This window comes from Candidatus Omnitrophota bacterium (assembly GCA_028716565.1).
Lineage (GTDB): Bacteria > Omnitrophota > Gorgyraeia > Pluralincolimonadales > Pluralincolimonadaceae > Pluralincolimonas.
In genome coordinates this window covers 1-20,915 of the sequence record JAQUPL010000009.1, presented here as the reverse complement: position 1 = coordinate 20,915, position 20,915 = coordinate 1, and the positions used below count along the sequence as shown (strand labels likewise).

At 50.3% G+C, this 20,915-nt stretch carries 35 protein-coding genes; 6 read left to right on the top strand and 29 right to left on the bottom strand.

Features of this window, described 5'->3' with window-relative positions; translation table 11 throughout:
• The first annotated feature begins 112 nt into the window (after positions 1-112).
• From PHO67_07880 to PHO67_07855, 6 genes are all read left to right on the top strand, one after another.
• A complete protein-coding gene (locus PHO67_07880) occupies positions 113-913 on the top strand; it encodes a hypothetical protein (GenBank protein MDD5547052.1) in 801 nt (266 codons plus the stop codon).
• A gap of 15 nt (positions 914-928) precedes the next feature.
• Positions 929-1,996 carry a hypothetical protein gene (locus PHO67_07875; GenBank protein MDD5547051.1) on the top strand — a complete coding sequence of 356 codons (1,068 nt, stop codon included), beginning with the start codon at positions 929-931 and terminating at the stop codon, positions 1,994-1,996.
• A 116-nt stretch (positions 1,997-2,112) separates the two neighbouring features.
• Positions 2,113-2,865, top strand: a complete 753-nt coding sequence (locus tag PHO67_07870; protein MDD5547050.1) for a hypothetical protein — start codon at positions 2,113-2,115, stop codon at positions 2,863-2,865.
• Positions 2,866-2,875: 10 nt separating this feature from the next.
• Positions 2,876-3,118, top strand: coding sequence for a hypothetical protein (locus PHO67_07865; protein ID MDD5547049.1), 243 nt, complete (start codon positions 2,876-2,878; stop codon positions 3,116-3,118).
• Positions 3,119-3,357: 239 nt separating this feature from the next.
• Complete coding sequence (locus PHO67_07860) at positions 3,358-3,669, top strand: hypothetical protein (protein MDD5547048.1); 312 nt, start codon at positions 3,358-3,360, stop codon at positions 3,667-3,669.
• Positions 3,670-3,705: 36 nt separating this feature from the next.
• The gene (locus tag PHO67_07855; protein MDD5547047.1) at positions 3,706-4,797 is read left to right on the top strand and encodes a hypothetical protein; all 1,092 of its coding nucleotides are present in this window, start codon (positions 3,706-3,708) and stop codon (positions 4,795-4,797) included.
• Between the two features lie 236 nt (positions 4,798-5,033).
• Here PHO67_07855 and PHO67_07850 read toward each other — a convergent pair whose 3' ends face one another.
• From PHO67_07850 to PHO67_07710, 29 genes are all read right to left on the bottom strand, one after another.
• On the bottom strand, positions 5,034-5,246 hold the full coding sequence (locus PHO67_07850; protein ID MDD5547046.1) for a hypothetical protein: 213 nt from the start codon (positions 5,244-5,246) through the stop codon (positions 5,034-5,036).
• Positions 5,243-5,725 (bottom strand): peptide deformylase, encoded by a 483-nt coding sequence (def, locus tag PHO67_07845; protein MDD5547045.1) that lies wholly within the window; start codon positions 5,723-5,725, stop codon positions 5,243-5,245. The genes PHO67_07850 and def overlap by 4 nt, the downstream gene beginning before the upstream one ends.
• Positions 5,722-6,135 (bottom strand): hypothetical protein, encoded by a 414-nt coding sequence (locus PHO67_07840; GenBank protein MDD5547044.1) that lies wholly within the window; start codon positions 6,133-6,135, stop codon positions 5,722-5,724. Before PHO67_07840 ends, def begins: the two co-directional genes overlap by 4 nt.
• A gap of 25 nt (positions 6,136-6,160) precedes the next feature.
• Positions 6,161-6,925 (bottom strand): hypothetical protein, encoded by a 765-nt coding sequence (locus PHO67_07835; GenBank protein ID MDD5547043.1) that lies wholly within the window; start codon positions 6,923-6,925, stop codon positions 6,161-6,163.
• A gap of 477 nt (positions 6,926-7,402) precedes the next feature.
• Positions 7,403-7,744, bottom strand: a complete 342-nt coding sequence (locus PHO67_07830) for a hypothetical protein (GenBank protein MDD5547042.1) — start codon at positions 7,742-7,744, stop codon at positions 7,403-7,405.
• Position 7,745: 1 nt separating this feature from the next.
• Positions 7,746-7,901 carry a hypothetical protein gene (locus tag PHO67_07825; GenBank protein ID MDD5547041.1) on the bottom strand — a complete coding sequence of 52 codons (156 nt, stop codon included), beginning with the start codon at positions 7,899-7,901 and terminating at the stop codon, positions 7,746-7,748.
• On the bottom strand, positions 7,898-8,224 hold the full coding sequence (locus PHO67_07820; protein ID MDD5547040.1) for a hypothetical protein: 327 nt from the start codon (positions 8,222-8,224) through the stop codon (positions 7,898-7,900). Before PHO67_07820 ends, PHO67_07825 begins: the two co-directional genes overlap by 4 nt.
• Positions 8,221-8,358: a hypothetical protein gene (locus tag PHO67_07815; GenBank protein ID MDD5547039.1), complete on the bottom strand. Its 138-nt coding sequence runs from the start codon at positions 8,356-8,358 to the stop codon at positions 8,221-8,223. The genes PHO67_07820 and PHO67_07815 overlap by 4 nt, the downstream gene beginning before the upstream one ends.
• A 50-nt stretch (positions 8,359-8,408) precedes the next feature.
• On the bottom strand, positions 8,409-8,786 hold the full coding sequence (locus tag PHO67_07810) for a hypothetical protein (protein ID MDD5547038.1): 378 nt from the start codon (positions 8,784-8,786) through the stop codon (positions 8,409-8,411).
• 102 nt (positions 8,787-8,888) lie between these two features.
• Complete coding sequence (locus PHO67_07805; GenBank protein MDD5547037.1) at positions 8,889-9,416, bottom strand: hypothetical protein; 528 nt, start codon at positions 9,414-9,416, stop codon at positions 8,889-8,891.
• A gap of 104 nt (positions 9,417-9,520) precedes the next feature.
• Positions 9,521-9,850 (bottom strand): hypothetical protein, encoded by a 330-nt coding sequence (locus PHO67_07800; protein ID MDD5547036.1) that lies wholly within the window; start codon positions 9,848-9,850, stop codon positions 9,521-9,523.
• Positions 9,850-10,530: a hypothetical protein gene (locus tag PHO67_07795; protein ID MDD5547035.1), complete on the bottom strand. Its 681-nt coding sequence runs from the start codon at positions 10,528-10,530 to the stop codon at positions 9,850-9,852. The genes PHO67_07800 and PHO67_07795 overlap by 1 nt, the downstream gene beginning before the upstream one ends.
• Position 10,531: 1 nt before the next feature.
• Positions 10,532-11,107 (bottom strand): hypothetical protein, encoded by a 576-nt coding sequence (locus PHO67_07790; GenBank protein MDD5547034.1) that lies wholly within the window; start codon positions 11,105-11,107, stop codon positions 10,532-10,534.
• Positions 11,108-11,171: 64 nt separating this feature from the next.
• A complete protein-coding gene (locus PHO67_07785; protein MDD5547033.1) occupies positions 11,172-11,312 on the bottom strand; it encodes a hypothetical protein in 141 nt (46 codons plus the stop codon).
• A 2-nt stretch (positions 11,313-11,314) separates the two neighbouring features.
• A complete protein-coding gene (locus tag PHO67_07780) occupies positions 11,315-11,650 on the bottom strand; it encodes a hypothetical protein (protein ID MDD5547032.1) in 336 nt (111 codons plus the stop codon).
• Between the two features lie 2 nt (positions 11,651-11,652).
• Complete coding sequence (locus tag PHO67_07775; GenBank protein MDD5547031.1) at positions 11,653-11,928, bottom strand: hypothetical protein; 276 nt, start codon at positions 11,926-11,928, stop codon at positions 11,653-11,655.
• A gap of 57 nt (positions 11,929-11,985) precedes the next feature.
• Entirely contained in the window at positions 11,986-12,330 is a 345-nt protein-coding gene (locus PHO67_07770) for a hypothetical protein (GenBank protein MDD5547030.1), read from the bottom strand.
• 16 nt (positions 12,331-12,346) lie between these two features.
• Positions 12,347-12,808 carry a hypothetical protein gene (locus PHO67_07765; protein ID MDD5547029.1) on the bottom strand — a complete coding sequence of 154 codons (462 nt, stop codon included), beginning with the start codon at positions 12,806-12,808 and terminating at the stop codon, positions 12,347-12,349.
• Between the two features lie 27 nt (positions 12,809-12,835).
• The gene (locus tag PHO67_07760) at positions 12,836-13,219 is read right to left on the bottom strand and encodes a hypothetical protein (protein MDD5547028.1); all 384 of its coding nucleotides are present in this window, start codon (positions 13,217-13,219) and stop codon (positions 12,836-12,838) included.
• A gap of 1 nt (position 13,220) precedes the next feature.
• Positions 13,221-13,871: a ParB N-terminal domain-containing protein gene (locus tag PHO67_07755; GenBank protein MDD5547027.1), complete on the bottom strand. Its 651-nt coding sequence runs from the start codon at positions 13,869-13,871 to the stop codon at positions 13,221-13,223.
• 135 nt (positions 13,872-14,006) lie between these two features.
• Entirely contained in the window at positions 14,007-14,513 is a 507-nt protein-coding gene (locus PHO67_07750) for a methyltransferase domain-containing protein (GenBank protein ID MDD5547026.1), read from the bottom strand.
• Positions 14,510-15,169, bottom strand: a complete 660-nt coding sequence (locus PHO67_07745; GenBank protein MDD5547025.1) for a hypothetical protein — start codon at positions 15,167-15,169, stop codon at positions 14,510-14,512. The genes PHO67_07750 and PHO67_07745 overlap by 4 nt, the downstream gene beginning before the upstream one ends.
• Before the next feature lie 216 nt (positions 15,170-15,385).
• Positions 15,386-16,684: a hypothetical protein gene (locus PHO67_07740; GenBank protein MDD5547024.1), complete on the bottom strand. Its 1,299-nt coding sequence runs from the start codon at positions 16,682-16,684 to the stop codon at positions 15,386-15,388.
• 11 nt (positions 16,685-16,695) lie between these two features.
• A complete protein-coding gene (locus PHO67_07735) occupies positions 16,696-16,842 on the bottom strand; it encodes a hypothetical protein (GenBank protein ID MDD5547023.1) in 147 nt (48 codons plus the stop codon).
• Between the two features lie 19 nt (positions 16,843-16,861).
• On the bottom strand, positions 16,862-17,203 hold the full coding sequence (locus PHO67_07730) for a hypothetical protein (GenBank protein MDD5547022.1): 342 nt from the start codon (positions 17,201-17,203) through the stop codon (positions 16,862-16,864).
• Between the two features lie 240 nt (positions 17,204-17,443).
• Positions 17,444-17,935 carry a hypothetical protein gene (locus tag PHO67_07725; GenBank protein MDD5547021.1) on the bottom strand — a complete coding sequence of 164 codons (492 nt, stop codon included), beginning with the start codon at positions 17,933-17,935 and terminating at the stop codon, positions 17,444-17,446.
• Between the two features lie 40 nt (positions 17,936-17,975).
• Entirely contained in the window at positions 17,976-19,949 is a 1,974-nt protein-coding gene (locus PHO67_07720) for a NosD domain-containing protein (protein ID MDD5547020.1), read from the bottom strand.
• 8 nt (positions 19,950-19,957) lie between these two features.
• Positions 19,958-20,557 (bottom strand): hypothetical protein, encoded by a 600-nt coding sequence (locus PHO67_07715; GenBank protein ID MDD5547019.1) that lies wholly within the window; start codon positions 20,555-20,557, stop codon positions 19,958-19,960.
• Positions 20,557-20,915, bottom strand: a 359-nt coding sequence (locus PHO67_07710) for a hypothetical protein (GenBank protein ID MDD5547018.1), incomplete at its 5' end; no start/stop codon positions are given. The genes PHO67_07715 and PHO67_07710, both read right to left, overlap by 1 nt.

Below are 20,915 nucleotides of genomic sequence, written 5' to 3'. Positions count from 1 at the left end.
AACATACATGTTCACTGGCGAGTGGCGTGAAGTAAATTACGCTTATCCGCCATACAGAGGGGGTGATAGACGACCGAGATAAGAAAGTAAAAACTAGAAAGGGGGTACCTGCGTGGTACAAAAGTCTTGTAAAGACATCGACTTCGCGAAAACTGAGCAGATCCTGTCTGTCATTTCGCAGGACAGGGGCCTGAGTAAAGAGAAGCGGGCGGCGGTCCGGGAAGCCATGACAATATTACGCACAAGTAATCATAAACCGGGCCAGATAGGAAGCTGGACCAGTATCCTGAAGCAAACCCGGGTCGGCACCGCTGTTATCGTCGGATACCTGGGCAAAGGCAAGTCTGCGCTCGCATGGCAGCTTGCTGAGATCGCGCACAACGCCGGCAGGGCCGTATACGTTATCGGCATGCCGAAGAAAACACAGAAGTATGCTCCCGGGTGGGCCAAACATGCGAAAGACCTGCGCAAGATCCCGAAAGGTGCCTTCGTCCTGGTCGATGAAGCGGCGCTGAGATACAGCTGCCGGCGCAGCCAATCGGACAACAATGTAGCGCTTGGCGGGCTCAACGCACTGGCCAGGCAGCGGGACCAGCTTATAGTCTTCGTGGCTCATACCAGCCGTATGCTTGAGATCGAGGCCGTGCTGGACTGTAAGATGCTTATCTACCGCAAACCTTCAATGGCGCATATCATGTTTGAGCGCAGGGAGCTGGCGCCTTGGACACAAGAAGCCAGAGATGCGATCATGTCGCAGAAACAAACTATCAAGTGGGCCTATGTCATAGACCTCGAGGACGGGAAGAAGGGCTTAGTGAAATGCCATCTTCCCGGTTTCTGGAGCGAGGAACTGAGCAAGGCCTGGGCCGAGCTCGATGTGGAAGAGCTTATGAGGGCCATGAAAACAAAATAGAGGGGGAAAAACACAATGAAGGCAAATGAAGTTCTGGAGAAACTTAGACCGGTATCCAGTGTGTCCACAAAAAAGGTGGATCGGGATCCGGCGACCAAAATAATAGTAACACCGGACATGGTGACCATGCGCCCGCGCAAAGGCGCGCGGCTTCTGGAGGTCGAAAAGGACAGCGTTAGTGACCTGTTCCGCTTCCTTCACATACCGCCGGACATGACCGGCAAGATACAACCGAATACCTGTGGCATGGTAGCCAACGACCTACTACAGAAGCATGACAACTTCGAGCTGCTCATGCGCGACGGCAAGATAATAGGCTTCCGCTGCGCTACGCAGCATACCGGTCATGCGCTGGCGGCGGCGCGAGTCCTGGAGACCATCGAGAAGGTCATAGAAAAACCCGATTACAACAGGGTTATCGTCGGTGACTCACAGAGCGTATCCCTTGAGATCGTAGGTATAGATAAGGCCCCGGTCACCCGCGGTGATGTGGTGCGCGCCGGCGCCATGGTGAGGTTCAGTCCGCTGGGCCTGACTAACCCGAGCGTGCAGAGCTTCGTTCTGAGGCTTGCATGCACCAACGGTATGACCTCAAACACGGTCCTCCGCGAATTCAGCTACGGTGGCGGCAATGGTGGTGGTGGCCAGCGTGGCGGTGGAGAGGGTCGGGACTCGGTATGGTCCTGGCTGCGTAAGGGGCTGCGTGACGCCTATCAGTCTTACGGCAAGGTTGTGGAACGCTATCAGGAAATGGTAAACGACGAGATCCCGGAGAACCAGCGGGCCATGATGCTCGAGGCCATGATAAAGGAGGCCGGGCTCAAGGATAATGTCCGGGACACTGTACGGGCCATGGCGATCGAGAATCCCATTAGAACATCATATGACGTACTGAACCTCATAACATACGCCACCAGCCACCTTCTGACCGACTCCAAACACATAACCCGGGCACGCAAGGCTGCGGAGGTATTTCAGAGCCAGGACAGCCACGCCCTATTCTGCCCGGTCTGCCGCAAGGGGCGCGGCCAGGTGCCGGCGCTGCCTCCCGGGCGGACAGAGACAACCACGGACGCGAGTTAAGACCAGCCGGCGGCGGTTTTAGATACCCCTTTTCCCGTCGCTGTAATGGTGGGCCGGACCCGGGGTAAGAAAGGCACCCCCGCCCCGGGTCCGGCTACTATAGAAAGAGAGGATATATGTCTGAAGACAAAACGATACCTGAAGATATAAAGGCGGATATCCAAAAGCGAAGGGATAATATCCGTCAATATTTTGCCAGTGTGGGCGAGAGTGAGATTATCGATGAGCTCTGCCATTGTGATAACCTACGCAGCGAGCACGCGGACGATAACCCTATAGTTCAAGGTCACGGCCATTGCTTATTATGCGATTGTCCGCAGTTCACCTGGAAGAGCTTTGTCCACGCTCCTAAGACGCCGCGCATGGCGTTCTTCGTGATGGAGACCCGAATGAACTGTAAGGGTGAATATATAGCCCTTATCGCCATTGAGGGGGAAAGAGGTTTTTACACTACCGACTGGTACTGGGGTAAAGACTTCGCACTTGCTGAAGAATGCGCGAAGGAGAGAAACGCCCGCCTCGGCCTAACAGAGAAAGAGGCCGCCAAGATAGTCTGCAGCACCATGAAGGGCATAAAAATGCCAGAGGCGGATCCGGAGGACGAGCCCGATGATCACGCACTGGAAGTGCACATGGGCGTCAATAAACCGGAGGTCTGGACCACTTTCGACATCACCACTATTCCGGATACTGATCTGGCAGACATTGTAATGAGGACAAACGACGACGACGACGACGGCATCCCGGGTGAACTTACGTTTTGGCGTAAGCGGGTGAGCATAGAGATTGCCAAGGCCCTCGCCGGCGTGAGCCGCACCGGTCTTTACGGGCAGCCGGTAACCGTTACCTTGAACGGAGAAAAGATATAGGCGGTGCGACATGGATAAACAGGAATTCGATAAGCTGTTCACCCAACTCACAAAGGACGTTCAGAAGAACATCAAGCAGCGGGCCGAGGAGCTGTGGAGGAGCGGCGCCCTTGATACAGGCAGTTACCCGAACGACCTTACATTGCCGCGTATCGTGATGACCGACTGTCTATTGAATGCCGCCGGGATCCAGAGGCACTACTTAAACAGGAGGTCTTTTCTGGCTGCTCTTGCTAACCTTAAACACTTCTAAGGAGCCTTTTATGGTAAAGAAAAAAATGAGGGCTGACTGCCTCTATGAGCGCGAGACCACAATTGTATATAACGAGCTCGAGCCTGACTGCCTGGTATATACCTGCAACAAGAAACTGCAGCGGGACATCGAGCGCATAGGTGTTAAGCCGGAGGCTAAGGACCATGTGGGGCGGCGATATAAATTTCCCAAGGCCTGGCTGCAGCCCCCGGTAAAACCTAAAGAAAGGAGCATCTCCCATGGGAAGAAAAAAGAAGCCGCCACTGGTACTCGAGGAGAAGATAGCAATCGACTCAAAGGGTCTGCTTCAGGTAGAAAGGCCGCAGGCAAAACTCGGGTTTCTGAACGTGGAAGTAAAAGGCGAGGCCGCGGGAAGGATACTATTCGACCGCAGGCCGGGAAAGACAAGGGGCGAGCTAAAACTGTGGTTCAATCAAACAGCATTCGCGGTAAACAGCGGCGAGTCGCGGAGGGAAAGAGAAATGTACCTGGGGATAAGAAAGGCCATATGCGAAAAACTGGGCGCCGTTGACGTGAATAAGGACCAGTAACTATAATCAGATAATATACAGGAAGGAGTTATAACGATGAACAAACAGGAAAGGCAAATAGCACTGGACCTGCTCAAGAAGAAGAATGTCGTGGCGGTGGGCCGCGGCACAAAGAAGACCGATGGCACCGACACACGGCAGCCGGCTATTGTGGTCAGCGTTGCGAGGAAGGTGCCGCTTTCAGCGCTGTCCAAGCGCGATCGGGTGCCGGTTGTTATCAAGGGCCGGCGCACGGATGTAGTAGAGGTCGGCGGTGAGATCAAGCTGCGCTTGGATGAACCGCGTTTCGATAAAAAACGAGAGACGATGAGGAAAGGCCACCAGGTCGTCGAGACCATCGAGCATCGCAGACTGGGGTACACAATGCGTGATATCACGGCCAGAGAGCGACCGGCGCACCCCGGCTGCAGCATCGGGCATAAAGATATCACCGCCGGCACATTCGGTGCCGTAGTCTACGAGAACCAGAGCGGCACCGCGATGATACTGAGTAATAACCATGTCCTGGCCAACGTCAATAAAGGGAAGGTCGGCGACAGCATCCTGCAGCAGGGCTACTATGATGGAGGCAGAGAACCCGGAGACGTTATCGCTACACTAGACGACTTCGTGGAGATCGAGACGGTCAACTCGAGCGACTGCCCGCTTACCAAACTCTATATCAAGATGGGGGACCGACTGGCCAGGATATTTGGCAGCCGGGAGCGGTTTACAAGCTATCGCAGCGCGACCAATAAAGTAGACTGCGCTCTTGCACTACCGGTTGATCCCGCAGATATCGACCCGTTCATCCCGGAAATAGGATCTGTTACCGGTGTGGCGGCTCCGGAGGTCGGAATGGAAGTGATGAAGCGGGGGCGCACCACTGAAATAACCCGCGGCAAAATCAACAGTATCGATAACATAGTCAACGTCAATATGGGGGATGGAGATTATGCTATCTTTGAGGACCAGGTTATCATCAGCGGCATCGGCGGCCAGTTCTCCGCCGGCGGCGATAGCGGCTCTCTTATCCTGGACAAGCAGAGGCGCGCTGTTTGTCTGTTGTTCGCCGGCAACGATACTATCACGATCGGCAACGATATCCGGAACGTCCTCGAGGCGCTGGATGTCAGGCTGATGAAGTAGGGGCCGATATGACTGGCAATCAGGAGCCCAGGGAAGTAACACTGCTGCAGAGGTCCGCGGAACGCCTCTCGAGAGCATACAAGACGCCTGTGTTCGACAAAAAGAGTCTCGCATTCATCAAGCGTGAAACGAGGTTACACTTAAACTTAACACTCAGGCTTCTGAAGAAATTATACTGGGGGCATTGACCGCGGATATGCTAAAAGGCCGGCGAGATCTCGCCGGCCTTTTTTATTTCACTCCTTATGTCCGGCACACCGTCCCTGCTTGTCAACGTTATCGCAGCCCGGGGTAAAGACTGTGTTGCCGTCCTTCCTCATTTCTTTGACCAACTCGTATATCTCCCGTTCCTCCAGGGGTTCGCCTGTTTCGGCGTCTACCAGCACCTGCTGCCCCTCCAGTGTCAGCCTTAGAAGGGTGTCCAGCGCTATACAGCAGTGGCGCATCATGACTGACTCCGCCTTAACCTGCTCTCGATAGCCGCCCTCTCACCCTTATCGAGATAATCGATCATCAGTATACCGTTCAGGTGGTCTATCTCGTGTCTCACGCACTGCGCGCGCTCTCCGGTGAACGTATACTTCACCGGGCGCCGGCTCTCATCCAGCGCCTTGACCTTAACGTACATCGGTCGCTCTATCTCGATATCGACTCCGGGAAGGGAGAGGCAACCCTCGCGCACGAGCTTTGGCTTCTGCTCTTTAACAATCACCGGGTTCACCAGTATAAGAGGCACCATGATACCTACGGATATCAGGCAAACGCGATAAGGGATATATATCTGGTTCGCCGCCAGGCCCACGCCGCGCTGTACGCCGCCTAAGTAAATCTCAGTCTTTAATGTTTCGACGATGATGTCCAGATCCTGCGCTTCAGTCAGGTCTTTGCACGGCTTCCGCAGGTACTCGATATCCGTAACGATTTTCATAGGTCTACCTCCAGCATATCCAATATCTTCTTAAGATCGACACCGACGGCCTTGCTCATTCTTTCGATGTTCTCATCGGAAAAAGCGTCAGCATCCATACCGGCAGCCTTCATTAAATCTCTGAAAGGCATAGGTTTTAACAACGGTCTCATAACGGAGTAGGGTATCATCTCGCCTATAGTATCCCGCTTGTCCACCATCCACAGAAATACTCCCGCCTTCTTACCTTCAGCTTGCACCAGGTAGTCGCTGCCGTCCACAGCCACGTCCACTACCTTCAGCATCTTACCCTGCATCGCGTTGAAATATTCTTCCTTTAGATTGTAGTCACAGCCCAGTATTTTCTCCGGAGGCGGCTTTGTGTGTTTTATCTCTTTATCAACAATTACGAAGCCTTTAGGTTCAAACATGCTACGCTCCTTTTTACTTAAGCTTTTATTTTCTTACCGACGCCAGAACCTTCTCGATTATAGCCTTTTCGCCCTGCTCGATGATATCTATCTCGCGCAACGCATCGTTTATGGGAGCCATCTCTTGCTTAATCTTCCGGACTGTGGCCTGAGCTTTATCGAGGTCGTACTGCAACATGGCGTGGTATCTACGGATGACGGTTTTTGTGGTCTCTGGCCTGAGTTCACCGCGCTTCAGCCGTAGCATCTGGAGTGCAAGGTTTCCACGATGCGTATTGTCGTAAACTATATTGTTTATAGGCTTGGCTGGCTTCTTCGGTGGGTTAATGGCAGGCGCAGGAGGCTTCTTATTCTCCCGACGATACTTATGAGACGTGATCGATCCAGCTTTAACCAGCTTCTTCTTGTGCCATCCTATTGCCGCAGCATCACACTTTAGGTCATGGGCGATATCGACGGGCCGGTCGCCTTTCTTGAGGCGGGCAACGGCAATGTCTATCTCTTCCTTAGACAACTTATGATAGGTCCTGGGCCGGTCCCGCCCTGTCTGCTTTAAACTATGCTCCGCGATCCGTGCGGCCTGCTCCAATATTTCAGGCTTGACCGGCGCCGAAGTCAGTATCGCGGCGGTATGCGTTGCTGCCTGGGGCTCCAGGGGCCTTAGATGGTTACTCTCATTCATTTGGAACATCTTTGAACAGTATGAGCATTTCAGGGCATCAACCTCCTTACAGTCTTCCCGGGAGCGCGCCGGTAGAAGCTCTTTGTCTTTACAATCGGGACACTTCATTTTACTTTCTCCTTCCCTTTAACATATCCAACGTTTTATCGTGCCCATCTAACGACATAAGCCTGCGAATGATTGAGTACATTATTTGATATTCCTCCGGTCGAGTTTCCTCCGGCGGGTAGAATGTGGCGTCTTTCTCTATTGTGATTTTATGGGGATGACAATAGAGTAACCCCCACCCATTTTTAATATCATCTACCCTTAATAAACCAGCGGGGCAAAGATAATAACGGTAGCTTCCAAGGCGTGTAGACATTCGCATACATCGCTTCTTCTGATCTGCGAAGTAATCTGAACGTGACACCTTGCATTCAATCACAACACTTCGAGCATGATTTAACCCTAGAACGTCTGGTTCTGAATTAGCATAGCTCTTATATTCAGTTAAGATAATCGGAAAACGCATTCTTGAATTAGGGTTGTTTTTTAACCAGTTTCTACCGCGTAATACAAGCTCGTCGTGAGTCATCCTTCTACCTACTTTACCGCTAATTTCTTCCCGCTAATTTCTGGTATAGTGTCAAAATCGACGTGTTTCCCCTGTAGCCATAGTCCAACAACATCTACGCAGTCGGATTGCTTATACATTGGCCGGAACCCCCAACAGTCGGCACCATCCCATACGTCTTCAGTATGAAATCCTTTAAAGGCTTCTATTAATGGATGATGACATTCAGGCCAAGATTCATCGCATGAGCAGCCTTCCCACTGGACGAACTTACACCAGTTACAGAGGCATATTCCACATCCTAGTGGGTCAGGAATATCATTCTCGAGATCATTCAATAAGAGGTATTCGAATCTTTTTTCTTTCTTCATTTTACTCTCCTCCAAAACAACATAGAATAGAAAGGGCCGCGAACACCCATGCGAACCACATAGCAGCATTGTAATCGACATACCAGCTTAAAATTGCTGCTGTAGTCCATATTCCTGCGGCTACTAAATATATTCCACCACCGGTATAATCTTTCATTTCTTAACCCCCGGCTGCCAATTTACAGGACGCTGCCCTCTGTGATGTAGATCTATTTTAAACCAGTGGTGTCCACCCCTCTTCGACTGCTGCCAGTAGAACGTCCAGAAAAAGCGGTTATCCTCAAGGGCATCGACTATCTCCTCGTTGCCGGACCATCCGCATGTGTGCAACGCCAGGTACTTCACCCGCTTGCCGGTAACCACTACCTCGCCGTACTTCCACAGCTTTTGTACAAATTCCACCAGTCCCATAGGTCCTTTACCCAGCACGTCCCATTCCCTGATTGTATTTAACTCATCAGTAGTAGGATATTCTTTCATTTTACTACCTTCCTGTTGCTCCGGGACATGTCTTTGAAGTATTCCGTATAAAGCTTAAGACACAGCCCCAGGATAATTAGGTTCACCGCGGTAAAACCCACGCCTATTACCGTTATAACCAGTATCTCTGTCATAAAAGCCTCCCTCTATCTAATAATAATAAGCCTGTGCATAAGTGCATAACTCAACCCATCACGTCCTCGGAAAGATGATGAGAGCCCTCCTCCAGGCCGACCATCTTATTGATCTGAGCGAACGTCAGCCCGGTCTCGGCCTTCAGCCGGCGGCGGATCGCCGTCCTCAGAGCCGCGATCGTCTTTGTGCGCCCGCCTTTCAAAAGGATCTCTTTGACCATGATATCGGGGAGACCGCTCTCCTTTATCATCTGATCGAAGATGGCCTGGGCCCGCTTCATTTCCTCTGCCGGCAGCAGCTCCTTCATTATCATCTTTACCTCGTCCACCGAGAGAGTAGTTTCAGATATGAGCTTCTTCCGGATCTCCGCCGGGCGGGCTCCCAGGGCACACTGCTCGCTGATGATATCCCGGGCTTTTTTAAACATAGTCACCTACCATGTGCATAACTCCCCTTGTGATATGTGCATAACTCGGCCTAAAGTGTGCATAACTCACCACTGTCACGTTCAGGGGGTGTGCATAACTTATCATTTAACACCGATCCTGCACAGGTTCTGCACCTTTCTCGCACAAGACTTTCTGCATTCGTAGCACATTTGGCCCAGGGGCCGCGGCAGCTTTTCTGGTTCATCCGGTACTCCACAAGCAATAGCGTGAAGGTGTCCTTCCCTGTATGCACACCCTTCGTCAAAGGCCATATCCCATACATAAGTGAAGTCCACTACATAAAGGTCTTCTGCAGCCGCCTTCCATGCTTCGAAGAACTCTCGAAGGTCTTGACCTTTCAATTTAAAGCCCTGGTCCTGCATGTACTGAAAACCTTCGGCCTCGAAATCATCTTCTGTCATTTCACTGGTATTCTGGATCCACGGATCCTTCAATATCCTTATAATGTGGATGAGCTTGCCACCGACCCGCGGCCCCTTATCGTAAGCCTGGCACGCGGACCCCCCTTTAAACTTCTGGGCGTAATCCTTAGACCACTGGCGCCGCGTCCGCGTCTTATGGCAAGCGACGATAGCCGGCGTGGTCCATGCAAACGATATTATATTCATATCTGCGACTCCTTAATTACAAATTACTGATAGTAATACTAACGTTGTTATCCCACATAGAAACCCTAGAAACCAAAACTCAAAAGCACCCCACTTATCAATCTTCATAATTTAACCTCTTCCTTTAATACTGCACTATAGATTTCCTTTAAACTGAATATGTGGATACTGCCGTTCGATTCTAACTTGATACCTACTTTACCGCTTGGTATCTTAACCCGCACATCGTCATTCGTCCAAAGGTAGTATCCTGTAGAAAACTCGTACTCTTCGTGTGTTCCTCCATAATGTGTTTTAATGGTATATTCAATAGAGTCACCTCTCAATATAAGAGAACGATAAACGTCCTTGGCGATCTTAAATGCCTGCTCTCTTGGGCTTTTGTCGAGCTCGAAAGCGAGCTGGGTGCCACTGCCAACATTGCGGCAGGCCATTATTCCTTCCCCTTCTCTCCACCCAACGGAAGCAGCCTGCCTGCATTCACCATATCGATAAGTTTATTTGGGGACTCTATATCAGCCAAAGCACTTATCAGCTGCTGCATATTATCAGCAACCCATTTAAAGAAAGCCTCGCCGCGCTCTGTCCACGGAATCTGATTCTCGACTCTCCTGCCGCGACCATTCCATCCTTGTCTATTCTGAAACTTATCGCCCCCGGGATAACTAAGGCTGCTTTCCTGCAGCTCATACGAATACATCTTTTCACCAACGCCGGATATGGCTATCGTTTCTTCATACACAGCGGCTACTACCGTTACTGCATATCCCCGGTTAAAATGCGCAGGGCCACTATAGCGCGGCTCTTTTGGATTTGGGTGAGGGTCTAACTCAAATTCATACAGGATGACTTTACTTTTCTCGACCTTGAGCTTCTTGAATTCTTCCAAAGCAGCATCAAAAGAGCGCTTAACCTCTTCAACACTAGCTCCCCGGATATCTGGTTTGTTTAGAGCATCGGCCATTATCTGCGGCAGCTTTAAATAGAACCTTGTTTTATTGTCTGGCACATCAGACCCACGACCAGTATCATAATGTATTGTTAAAATCGTTTCCTTGTAGCGCCGCGCCGGGTCTAAACCTAATACCATCTTAAACTGCTTCACTTTCGCCATCTTATTCCTCCACCGGATTCAGCGGCAGGTCCGTTCTGCCGGCGCGGTCCGCAATATCACGCGGCACACCGGGGCGCTCCGGATCCACCACATAATCGATGTTGGTGATCGGGAAACTGGCGAAGATGCCCGTCGCGTACTGCGGCTCGTAGCGCATGTCGACGAACTCTTTTGATAGCGGCCAGAGCATGCCTATGCACTGTGGAGTATCGCTGTCGACGGCTCCGGGGCGGCGGTGCAACATATCACCTTTAGGACAGTACCAGTCGATAGTGTTGCCCTCGCAGATACCGATATAGCTGCCGTAGTGACCGCTCTCGGCCACCCGGGCGCAGGCGTGCACCATCATCATCCTGCTTTCCGTCGTCAGCCTTTCTATCGGGAAACTGCGCGGTATCCGGCGGCTGATACCCTGTATCCTGGCCTCATCGATGTAAGCCGGCACGCTGGGATAGAACTCCTTGCCTATCCAGATAAGGACATGGTTTACTCCGGCCTTCTCTATTATCCGCGGCGTTCTGAATGCCTGCAGGTCGATCGGGGTCACCGGGTCGATGAGAAAATGTTCCACTGGCATGCCATATGGGCTCATCCCGCAGCATAGGTACAGTCCGCCCGCCTTGCGTGTTCCGCATCCTCTTTCACTTGCCATGTCTGCCTCCATTGCGTTTTCTACGTCTCTCCGCTACGCTCGGCTTCTTCTTCCTGAGATCGATGCCGATCTGCAGGAGCTTACCCTGTTCTTCCTTCTCGCGCTTCATTTTTCTCACTAACTTGCTCATAATTATTCCTCCTTCTGCTTATTCGCCCGGGTCGTGGCCGCCGCCTGGGCGCGGTCTCGCAGCGCCTGCTTCATTATCGAATCGGTCGCACGGCGCACGGCTTCTACCAGCTCGTGCGGCAAGATGATCCGGAAGCCCTCCCCCTCCATATCTACCCATTCGACATACATTGTCCAGCGCCTGTCCGCATCCCGGAGGATCTTGTAATTGTAGTCAACCCACCCGGTCAGCGCCCCACCGCTACGCGCTACTCCTTTGCGGAGCTTAACGTTCGGCAAGCCGATCATACTATCGACCCGTTTCTTTGCCTCTGCTTGTTTCCAGTCATTCTTTTCCACTGTTAGCCTCCTACTTCGCTTTCTTTTTCTACGCCGAATTCCCTCATAATTCTGCGCAGCCTTTTGAAATTGTACTCGCCAGCTACCATGTGCTTTATGTGGGTTATACTATTTCTGTAACTACCGTCACCTATATCAACCGGCGCTTCCATACCTATCAACTGTATCTTCCCCCAACAGCCATAGCCATAAGCTCCTCCAGCTAACTTCAGATACAATATCTGGCTGACATGGTACATTTGGTCATCTAATATAAAGAATTCCGCTCCCTTTTCCACTGTTAGCCTCCTACTTACATTTAAATCAAAAACATAACTTACATAGTGCGAACTAAACTATTCCTCACTTACATCTACAGACCAAAAAGCTGGTACTGCAGGAGGAAGTTGTGATAGGGTGTAAGTAAAAACAATCATTCCATTACTAAGGTCACCCATTTCTATATAGGCTACATAATAAATAATCTCATCTAAGCGTATCTCTTGGCCTGTCTGAAGAGACGGGCGAAGTAAGTGTTGTGGTATATCCAATGAAGGTGTATGTGTCTTACCAGGTATGGAAATACGCACCTCTTTAATCTTAGGAATACGTTGGATTAAGATCTGCTCTTTTGGTTTCCACGTCCATGTTGCTAGTGGATAAAAAACGGCTGTATCTTCGCTTCGAACTTGTAATTTCATATCTCTCCTTTGCTACTTAGACTAATGCCTTACCTATTTCTTTAATAGCGGATAGTAACTGCTCAATTTCGGGGTTTCTAAAGGCGTGGTCAACATAGGAGTTAACTTCCTTACAGTAACGATAATTATGACCATTCAGCTTCATGTGTTCGTTATAACCTTCCTCAGTGAAGAAGAAATTTTTAAACTCTTCGACATCTCGAACGCAATACGCCCGGCAGCTATTCTCCTTAAATTGCTCAAAATCAAGATCGTTATCTTCGCAGTATTTTCTTAACTCTTCCTCTGTAAAAGGAGTGCCATCGTGTACGTAACGTATTTCGTCTGTAAATCCATCAGGTACAGGCTCTTCATGAACACACCGCACGGTAAAATAATATGGGGCACGGGTTGCTCGGTTGTCCTGTGTTTTTAATCTGCGGTTCAGCTCGACTAAAAATGCTGCGGCTTCGTCTGATATTGTTATAGTTTTACTCATATTGACCTCTCCTTCGCACAATATTCGTTATGGCTGGTAAGTTCCATCACCACGATTAAGAGCATCGTCTACAGATCGGTTGTGTCGCTTGTTTTTTATCTCATCTACTAAGACCTTAACTATGAACTTCACTGACATCTCTTCTATCGGTATCACTTCACCCTTGTCATTCTTTACCGTTATTCCTAACTCACACACGTTTTGATAGATATGCTCGCGGATACTTTTTTCTAAAGCTATCGTCGCTGCGCATACACTCTCATCTTGTTCTGAGGCTGCTGCAGCGACGAAATCTTCCAGTTGACACTCTTCACATAATCCTTTGTGCCACTCGGCTGGGGGATATTTACATGTATCGCATCCTCTAGTCACACGCTGAAGTATCGTTTTAAACGTTTCCTTTAACGACATACTATAACTCCTTCCCGCAGTGCGGGCATGATTTTAAGGATCCTTTGTTGGTGGGGATCTCGGGGACCGGTACCAGGTCCAGCGTCGCCATCATTTTCTCGCGCTTGAGGCCGTTCAGATACTTAATGGTCAGCCTCTGGCCTTTCGCAGCCTGTTTCAACAACGTGCGCTGCGCCTGGCTATCGAGGGAAGTGATTTCTCTGGCCACTGTTGCTATGAGCGTGCCGGCGCGCAGCATCTCGAAGAACTCGGGGATAAGTTTCTCGCGCAGCGCCAGGCGCTGGCTGATCTTGGCCTGGCTGATACCCAGGGCGCCGGCCAGCTCCGTCTGCGTCATGCCTCCGGATATGAGGGCGGCAAAATATTCGGCCTCGATCGCCGGTGATGGCGACCGGCTGTAGTGCTCCGATAGTCCGACGAGCTCCTTGCACACGTCGCCCGGGAGAATTATCGCGGGGACGGTCTTTAGCCCCTGCCTGACGGCGCACGAGAACCGCCGGCGTCCGTCGACCAGGATATATATACCATCGTCATCCTGGTAAAGCAGTATGGGGTGAAGTATGCCATACTTCTTTATGCTTTCGTCCAGCGCCCGGGGCGCGGAGCACGGCTCCTCCTGGATCCGGTGGATCGCCATGTGTACGATTTCCATGTAGCCTCCCACAAAAATAGGCATACCCCACACTGTGGTGTATGCCTAAATACGTCTCTCGTCTCTCATTACCTACCCAAACCAGTTATGCACTCATTATACACGGTTATTTAGGTTTGTCAAGGGGGTTATGCACTACATAAACACTTTGGTTTTAGGCCAGGCGGCCTCGATCGCCGCGGCATCTGCCTGAGAGAAGTGCTGAACGTGCTCCCGGGCCAGGCGGCCTGCTATGCTCAGCGGGTGGGGCAGCACTACTATAACACGGTCCGCAATTCTGTTCCACTCATCCAGCGCCTGTTCCCAGTTCACTATGTGCTCCAGGACGTGGCTGGCGAAGGCTACATCGAACTCGCCGTCGGTGAAGGGCAGGCTCCCGGACTCGAAGTCGGTGACGACGCTGTTGGGTCCGCCGCTGTTGATATCGGCGTTGACTACTACCTCGGGTAAGCCGCAGATCCCCATGGTCAGCTGATCTCGCATGCAGCCGGCGCCGAGGTTTATCATCCCTTTATCGATGGCCAGCGATCGGGCAGTAGCAAGCGCCTGGCTGCGCGTGGCGAAGAAATTACCTATGGCCCACGCGGTATAGCCGAGGGCTGCAGCGCCCAGGATCCTGACGGTTTTTTGTCCGGTGTTCATTTCTCCGGCCATCCGCATATGTAGTCCAGGTAGCCGTCGGCGTACTGGCTCATGAAGTTGGCCGGCAGCACCTCATAACAGCGGTCGAAGACCGGGTAAAGCTCGTAGTAAGCCTCGTCGACGAGCTGCGTGCAAAGCAGGCTTTTGTCCCTCGAGAGGGGGAACTCGGTGAAGTGCACGGTGAAGCCCTTTCCCTGTATCCAATTACGCAAGCATCCGGTTATTGCCCGGTAGCCGATCTCCACGCAGATCCGATAATCATATCGCGACCGCCCCCACTTCGTCGCCTGCCATACCGCCTCCCGGCCGAGCTGCTCCGGGGAAAGGTGCGTACCGGTCGCCTTGTTCGGTAAGACGCCGGCCAGCAGTACGTGCTCGCGGCTTGGGCGGAAGACAGCGACCGTCTTATCCAGGTACCATGACGCCCGGGCAACGGCCACACCATGGCTCGGGATGCTCTCGAGTATAACGAAGTCGTTCTCTCCGGGGACGTATTCGGCGAAAAGGAAGAAGTGGAGGAAGTCGGTCGACGGCAGTATCATCCTCGAGGAAAGGCGCGCGACGATGCCGGTATCGACCACGGCTCCTATATCACCGGGGCGGATCTTGGTGGTGTATTGTGTCCACACCTGGCTTTTGAGATCTGTTATTTTCATAGGGGCTCACGGCTCCTAGCATTCCGTTCAGTATATCCCCATGCTCCTGGCGCCGACCGCAGTTGCTCCCGGCACTAGCTTAACTACAGGGATGATTGCTTGGCTATCATACTGCGTCCTTTTCACAACGTAATAGCCGATCCCGCAAGCCGCGGCGATCGCCGCTATTGTGACTAAAACGCTACCTGTTTTCATATCGATGCTCAGTTTATATTACTAACCTGAAATATTTACCGTGCCGGCGCTAAAAGTCTCTAACTCACTCACAACCCAGGTGCCTTCTTCATAGGTTATGACTTTAACTTTAACGTTGTATGATCCAACGCTATAAGGCATCAGTTGATTCTCTACGGCACCTGACTGCCCCGCCGCTAAATCAAGTGTACCAAGTATTCCATACGTCTGTAAGTCAGTGCCATCATATATATATCCATATAAGTAGAATCGTTTCTGGATGCTGGAAGTGTTCTTAATTGTGGCCTTGAACATATAGCGTTCTATGTCGGTCCACTGGTAATTTGTTAACGTGGCAGTAGCGCCCGGCTCGCTCGCACTTGTGACGTTAATGGTTCCATGGTTTTGCCATGCCCCCATGAAGGATGTTTTAAGATATGCAATCCCTACGGGCGGATATATCATACTTGGATATATGACGGATACCTTATATCTGGCAGTTTCTGAGCTATAAGGTCCGACGCCAAGGGTAGATGTAATCCCCCCTACGCTTTTGCCGTTTGCATCCTGTATCCAAGCGGTATACTGATAAGACCACTTTTTATTAGTGGGATTGGTTATCTTTACGTCAAACTCCAGAGCTCGCCCCTGGCCTACCGACATTTGCAGGGGGATCATCTCGATAGTACCGTCCTGTACAGTTTGCGACTCCACTATTTCGAGAGACCCTGTAGCCACATCCACGCCGGGAATCCCCTTTGTCGTACAATGTATACTGAAAGTAACAGGCCCTACTACCTGCGGTGTGTCACCCATTAATATTATCGCTTCCTTGGTGATCGTCTGACCTGCTGCGACTGTAAAGAACCCCCACTCCTCGATAGCGCTAAAAGATCCCAGTAAGCCACTAATATAGAATTGATGAGCGGTATCGTAAGGGTTGGTGAACTTCACAGTGATTTTATGCTCCGTACCAGATTCAAACAAATATGAGTCGCCTTGCTGGTCGTCAAAATAAGCGGCGGCATTATATTCGCTACCTACTGGTATATTCATTACTATAACGTCAATATCAGCTTTGACCCCCATATCATAGTTGGGGGTACTGCTTACTTCATAGACGTGTGCTTTAAAATTTACCGTTGTGGTTTCTGTCACTTCAGGCATTTGTACTTCAGTGCTTAAACGCTTAGTTGCACCGGCGTCTATATCAATAACTTTATCGTCTATCAAGTTACTACCTGACGTAATAACGATCCGATAGCGCCAACTGCGCGACGTAGGGTTTAAAACCTCCATACGCAGTATGTGAGTTGTTCCTGAGTCAAAATACACCGGCATAGTAAACTCCTTTAATCCCAATACATATTCACTGATAGCTCCGGCGTTTCTTCTCCTTCGCCCTCGTCCGGTTTTATAAGCCTAGACATTAGCCATCCCAGGCCTAGTGCTGATCCCACGCCGACTGCTGTTAATGCTATAGCCTTCTTCTTCTCCATAATATACCTCGCTACTTTTTTAATCCCAATACAGGGTGATGGAAGCCTCTGGTTGGCTGACGATCTCCAGATTAACTTCCTCTTCATAAAGCACACCCAGGGGCGTTTCGGTCGTTTCCTCGTAACCAGATATCTGCAGATATGTCAAAACCTCAAACCCCCAGAACGTGATCTCCATATCAATGACTCCGGACTCGCCGGCTTCCAGTGATATATTTTTGTAGCCAAGCACTTGAGGCACGATAGCGGCATAATCGCTCGTAAGCATAAATGTCAGCCTGTAGTTATATGGCTTTCGCGCTTTGTTCGTTACTTGGACGTGTGCTACATGGCTGGATCCTGGTTCAAAATTTGCTCCCATTACAAACCTCCGTGAGAACGCGCCATCATTTTTTCTCCACACGATGAGCACGGCGTTAAATAACAAGGGACTCCTGTTTTATGAGGCTCGACCGCTCCGCAGCTTGGACATTCACAATAGCCTCCGGGCCCGGCCCCCGGGCTTGTGCCCCTGTTGCGCCCCAGCCCCTGGATCCCGCTTCCTCTTACAGCATAACCGACGCCCAGCGCCGCCAGGCCGCCGGCCAGAAACCACAATGCTTTACTCATGAGGCACCTCCACATCCGTTATTATCGCCATGAACTCAAGGAGAGAGAGGCCCTTCTCCCTGGCTGCAGCGTTCAGTCTCTCTATCGATACGGTTTGAGATATGTGGATCGCCTTCAACATGCACTGGTCCCCGCCGCCGTTGCCGTTATAGCTTTTCAAAGCCCCCATTATATCGTCGGGCACCATGGCCCGGGCGGTCTCCGTCGGCTGAAGGGGGGAATGATGCTCGAAAAGGTCGTGCCTTCTGTTTTTTACATCGTCCATAACTAACGCGCACATAAGCTCACACTTCGCCTCCACGATCTCCACTTTTGATTCGATATGCTGGTTCTTCTCCTTATTATCATCCGCGAGCGACTTCCATTCCTTGACCATCTTGCCTATTGCACGCTGATCCCACTGCATCTTGCAGCACCATACCAGGATGCTCGCGCCGATAACCGCTGTCCCAGATATTGCTATCAGTTCGTCTATTGTATACATCGGTCATACAGATACCAGCTTCATCCTCTTCATCCGCACTCTAGTTTGCCATCTCCACTATATGCAGGATCACTATCACTGAGCCGGTATCAGCCTTACCGCCAGCCGTGCCTACTGTTACCGTATCCCCAGCCGCAATCACCGCCTGAGTTAAGTCCGCTGTGACAAAGTTTTTGGAATAACCTTTGGCTTTATTTAACTCACTATTAGAGGTATCAAAGTAGTCGCCATCGAGCGCCACGCCGTCCTGATACCGACCGACTCTTATCTCTACGCCCGCTCCGCCGCCGGTGGCCACGCTGTAGAGTATAGTGTACCCTACCAGGACACATGGACAAGAGGCATGGAACGTTTCAATATCTGTGGCAGCACCAGTGAGGTCAAGAGCGATAGAGTGAGGTGCCTTATCAAATTCTATTGCCGAACCTTCATTTAATATATGTGAGACGTTACCCTGAGTGGCGTTTCCCTTCACACTATTATTATTTGAAGTATCCAGAATCATAATACCGCTCCGTTGCATGACTTTACCATCAATTTGAGCGGCTTGGGCTACTCCGTAATTGTTTACCAGGTTTGCCTCTAATGTGAGCTGTGTTAAAGAATCAATACTCGCTATTACTCCATCCTCTGTATCAGGGGTGGTGTCAGATATGGTCACTGTTTGCTTCGGCCTAAAGCCTAGAGTAGACGCTACTTGGATAATTTTTGTCCCCGCAGCAGCGTCAGCCGTAAGTAATTCGCTCAGATCAGCAGCCCAATCATCTGCGCTGTTTCCACTACAGAGACCATAATCAAATCTACTTAAAGTTATTCCATTATATGTGTTATAAGTGCCTTGGCTGTTATTATAGACTATATTACCAACACAAATAGAGTTTAGGCTATAACTGAAGAATATACCATCTTTTGTGTTTAGTCCTACATCGTTACCAGAGACCGTACAGCTGTCGGCTCTTTCTATAAATATACCTTCTTGCATATTCTGACTTACTATATTGCCTAGAACAGAGCTATTTACACGTAGCCTTGTAACCGTATCTCCGGTAACTCTTATACCATTATCAGCGTTTAATTCCGAAATATTATTACTAACCACTGCGCCATAGAGAGCTAGTAAATATATACCATGAAGACGATTACTGAAAGTATGGTTTCCCGATACAATAATACTTTCCTGTGTTTGTTTGCCGGTTGCCACATCGCCATTTGAGCCTTTTATAAAAATACCAATATAATACTCGGATATTATATTATTAGTGATAATAATTCTTTGCATTCCATAAGTGTTATATGAAATCTCTATCCCGCTTTCATCGTGATTGTTGGATAAATTTAATATATTGCCACTTATTACTATATCTCCCCCAACGCCTCCTGTGTGGTTTATGTCTATTCCCTCATCATCAGTATCGTCTATAATATTGCCCATAATAACACAACTTCTGAGATAATCCGCCCCAATACCGCAAGCCCCCATGTCTGTTATTCTATTATCCTTGATAGCAATATCCGTAGCATCCGAAACAGATATCCCCACACCAGAACCACTTGTAATAAAAAGACCTTCAAATCTAAGATCTGAGCCAACTATATGTCTAATACCATAATTATAGTTTCCACCACCATTTCCACCTAACTTATTACCATCAATAGCCAGGTCGTGAATATAAACTTTATTATTACCAGCCACTTGATCTTTATTCGTAAGAAGACCTATAACCCCCAATGGTACTCCATCAGGGTTTGTATTATTAGCTAGTTTAATTATTGTAGCTATGCCCTGCCCTTGCATTTCAAATATTGAGGGGTATTCTATTTTATTTGATATAACAAACACCCCATCCAGCAGCACAACCTTCCCGCCCCCCGCCGGCAGCGCGTCGATCGCCTCCTGGATCTCAACGTCATCCGCAGTCCCGTCGCACACGTAGTTCGCGGCGGCCTTGTTCAGGCTGTCGCTCGCGGCAACCACTATCGTTGCGGCCATTGCTCCTTTGTTTTGGTATGCCATATCAGCTCCTAAATCGCAAGGGCTCCCAGCTTATTCCTTCTAAATATTATCCCCAGGTGTGTGATTACCACCTCACCCGCTATCTCATTCGCACTTGCCGCGATCCGGCGCAGCCTGAAGCTCAGGTTATCGTCGTAAGCCACGTTATCCGGAGTATCGATATCATAGTCAACCGTAAAGGTGACTGAGAACGTTTTAAATTGTGCCGCTGTGCCGGTAGGGGTCTCCACAGGCACTGTGTTACTTGTGGCCGGCACAACATCCACCCCCGGTGTAAAGTGCTCCCACTCCAGCTGCAACTGGAAGTTCTTTGTTGTGTTAGCTGTATCCAGGTAGCAATGCGCGTGTACCAGGATATCGCTGGCGGCGTCCCATCGTTGGGGAACGCACTCCGTGAAAAATATTTCTTCGTTGTCTGTTGAATATATCGGCAGGGAGAAACCTTTAAACAGTCCTCTATAGACCACGGTAGGCTTGCCCTGGCCGATAATTGTTGTGTAGTCCAGTGACGGGCGCAACTCAATGTAAACCAAAGCCCCTGCTCCCAGAGTTATCGGTTTTCCGCTGATATCTCCTGCGTTGTCCCGATATACCGGTGCCCCTGTCATTACACATACCTCAGTCTCAATCCTATAAGATAGCAGTCGGCGCCCACGGTATCGTTGGCATGATCGCCATGCCGGGTGAAGGCCACGCCCACTACATCGCCCGGCGATGCAGGCGGAGCGCCGAGGAGCGCATCGGAGATATCGATGGCCATCATCCAATCCGTCGTCACCGCCACTTCTCCCGCGGCTATACCATCGACAACAGCATTATATGTCTCGCCGCTGGCAAGCCCTCCCCAGTTCGTCACCACGCTGCGCCGCATGTTGCCGGTCCCTCCCGGGACAATTATCACATCGCACGTTATCAGCTCTTGAAACCCCAGCGGGATATAGAGATTGAAACGGCTGACCACTTCCA

What these genes read in the sequence shown, in the direction of transcription:
- PHO67_07815 (MDD5547039.1), bottom strand. Translation starts at nt 8,358, where the DNA reads ATGACAGAGATACTGGTTATAACGGTAATAGGCGTGGGTTTTACCGCG.
- PHO67_07800 (MDD5547036.1), bottom strand. Translation starts at nt 9,850, where the DNA reads ATGGCCTGCCGCAATGTTGGCAGTGGCACCCAGCTCGCTTTCGAGCTC.
- PHO67_07750 (MDD5547026.1), bottom strand. Translation starts at nt 14,513, where the DNA reads ATGAACACCGGACAAAAAACCGTCAGGATCCTGGGCGCTGCAGCCCTC.
- PHO67_07865 (MDD5547049.1), top strand. Translation starts at nt 2,876, where the DNA reads ATGGATAAACAGGAATTCGATAAGCTGTTCACCCAACTCACAAAGGAC.
- PHO67_07770 (MDD5547030.1), bottom strand. Translation starts at nt 12,330, where the DNA reads ATGAAATTACAAGTTCGAAGCGAAGATACAGCCGTTTTTTATCCACTA.
- PHO67_07745 (MDD5547025.1), bottom strand. Translation starts at nt 15,169, where the DNA reads ATGAAAATAACAGATCTCAAAAGCCAGGTGTGGACACAATACACCACC.
- PHO67_07835 (MDD5547043.1), bottom strand. Translation starts at nt 6,925, where the DNA reads ATGAAGTGTCCCGATTGTAAAGACAAAGAGCTTCTACCGGCGCGCTCC.
- def (MDD5547045.1), bottom strand. Translation starts at nt 5,725, where the DNA reads ATGAAAATCGTTACGGATATCGAGTACCTGCGGAAGCCGTGCAAAGAC.
- PHO67_07840 (MDD5547044.1), bottom strand. Translation starts at nt 6,135, where the DNA reads ATGTTTGAACCTAAAGGCTTCGTAATTGTTGATAAAGAGATAAAACAC.
- PHO67_07730 (MDD5547022.1), bottom strand. Translation starts at nt 17,203, where the DNA reads ATGGGAGCAAATTTTGAACCAGGATCCAGCCATGTAGCACACGTCCAA.
- PHO67_07805 (MDD5547037.1), bottom strand. Translation starts at nt 9,416, where the DNA reads ATGAATATAATATCGTTTGCATGGACCACGCCGGCTATCGTCGCTTGC.
- PHO67_07820 (MDD5547040.1), bottom strand. Translation starts at nt 8,224, where the DNA reads ATGAAAGAATATCCTACTACTGATGAGTTAAATACAATCAGGGAATGG.
- PHO67_07795 (MDD5547035.1), bottom strand. Translation starts at nt 10,530, where the DNA reads ATGGCGAAAGTGAAGCAGTTTAAGATGGTATTAGGTTTAGACCCGGCG.
- PHO67_07715 (MDD5547019.1), bottom strand. Translation starts at nt 20,557, where the DNA reads ATGACAGGGGCACCGGTATATCGGGACAACGCAGGAGATATCAGCGGA.
- PHO67_07810 (MDD5547038.1), bottom strand. Translation starts at nt 8,786, where the DNA reads ATGTTTAAAAAAGCCCGGGATATCATCAGCGAGCAGTGTGCCCTGGGA.
- PHO67_07875 (MDD5547051.1), top strand. Translation starts at nt 929, where the DNA reads ATGAAGGCAAATGAAGTTCTGGAGAAACTTAGACCGGTATCCAGTGTG.
- PHO67_07860 (MDD5547048.1), top strand. Translation starts at nt 3,358, where the DNA reads ATGGGAAGAAAAAAGAAGCCGCCACTGGTACTCGAGGAGAAGATAGCA.
- PHO67_07735 (MDD5547023.1), bottom strand. Translation starts at nt 16,842, where the DNA reads ATGGAGAAGAAGAAGGCTATAGCATTAACAGCAGTCGGCGTGGGATCA.
- PHO67_07830 (MDD5547042.1), bottom strand. Translation starts at nt 7,744, where the DNA reads ATGAAGAAAGAAAAAAGATTCGAATACCTCTTATTGAATGATCTCGAG.
- PHO67_07765 (MDD5547029.1), bottom strand. Translation starts at nt 12,808, where the DNA reads ATGAGTAAAACTATAACAATATCAGACGAAGCCGCAGCATTTTTAGTC.
- PHO67_07825 (MDD5547041.1), bottom strand. Translation starts at nt 7,901, where the DNA reads ATGAAAGATTATACCGGTGGTGGAATATATTTAGTAGCCGCAGGAATA.
- PHO67_07790 (MDD5547034.1), bottom strand. Translation starts at nt 11,107, where the DNA reads ATGCCAGTGGAACATTTTCTCATCGACCCGGTGACCCCGATCGACCTG.
- PHO67_07850 (MDD5547046.1), bottom strand. Translation starts at nt 5,246, where the DNA reads ATGATGCGCCACTGCTGTATAGCGCTGGACACCCTTCTAAGGCTGACA.
- PHO67_07720 (MDD5547020.1), bottom strand. Translation starts at nt 19,949, where the DNA reads ATGGCATACCAAAACAAAGGAGCAATGGCCGCAACGATAGTGGTTGCC.
- PHO67_07870 (MDD5547050.1), top strand. Translation starts at nt 2,113, where the DNA reads ATGTCTGAAGACAAAACGATACCTGAAGATATAAAGGCGGATATCCAA.
- PHO67_07785 (MDD5547033.1), bottom strand. Translation starts at nt 11,312, where the DNA reads ATGAGCAAGTTAGTGAGAAAAATGAAGCGCGAGAAGGAAGAACAGGGT.
- PHO67_07740 (MDD5547024.1), bottom strand. Translation starts at nt 16,684, where the DNA reads ATGCCGGTGTATTTTGACTCAGGAACAACTCACATACTGCGTATGGAG.
- PHO67_07725 (MDD5547021.1), bottom strand. Translation starts at nt 17,935, where the DNA reads ATGTATACAATAGACGAACTGATAGCAATATCTGGGACAGCGGTTATC.
- PHO67_07755 (MDD5547027.1), bottom strand. Translation starts at nt 13,871, where the DNA reads ATGGAAATCGTACACATGGCGATCCACCGGATCCAGGAGGAGCCGTGC.
- PHO67_07855 (MDD5547047.1), top strand. Translation starts at nt 3,706, where the DNA reads ATGAACAAACAGGAAAGGCAAATAGCACTGGACCTGCTCAAGAAGAAG.
- PHO67_07760 (MDD5547028.1), bottom strand. Translation starts at nt 13,219, where the DNA reads ATGTCGTTAAAGGAAACGTTTAAAACGATACTTCAGCGTGTGACTAGA.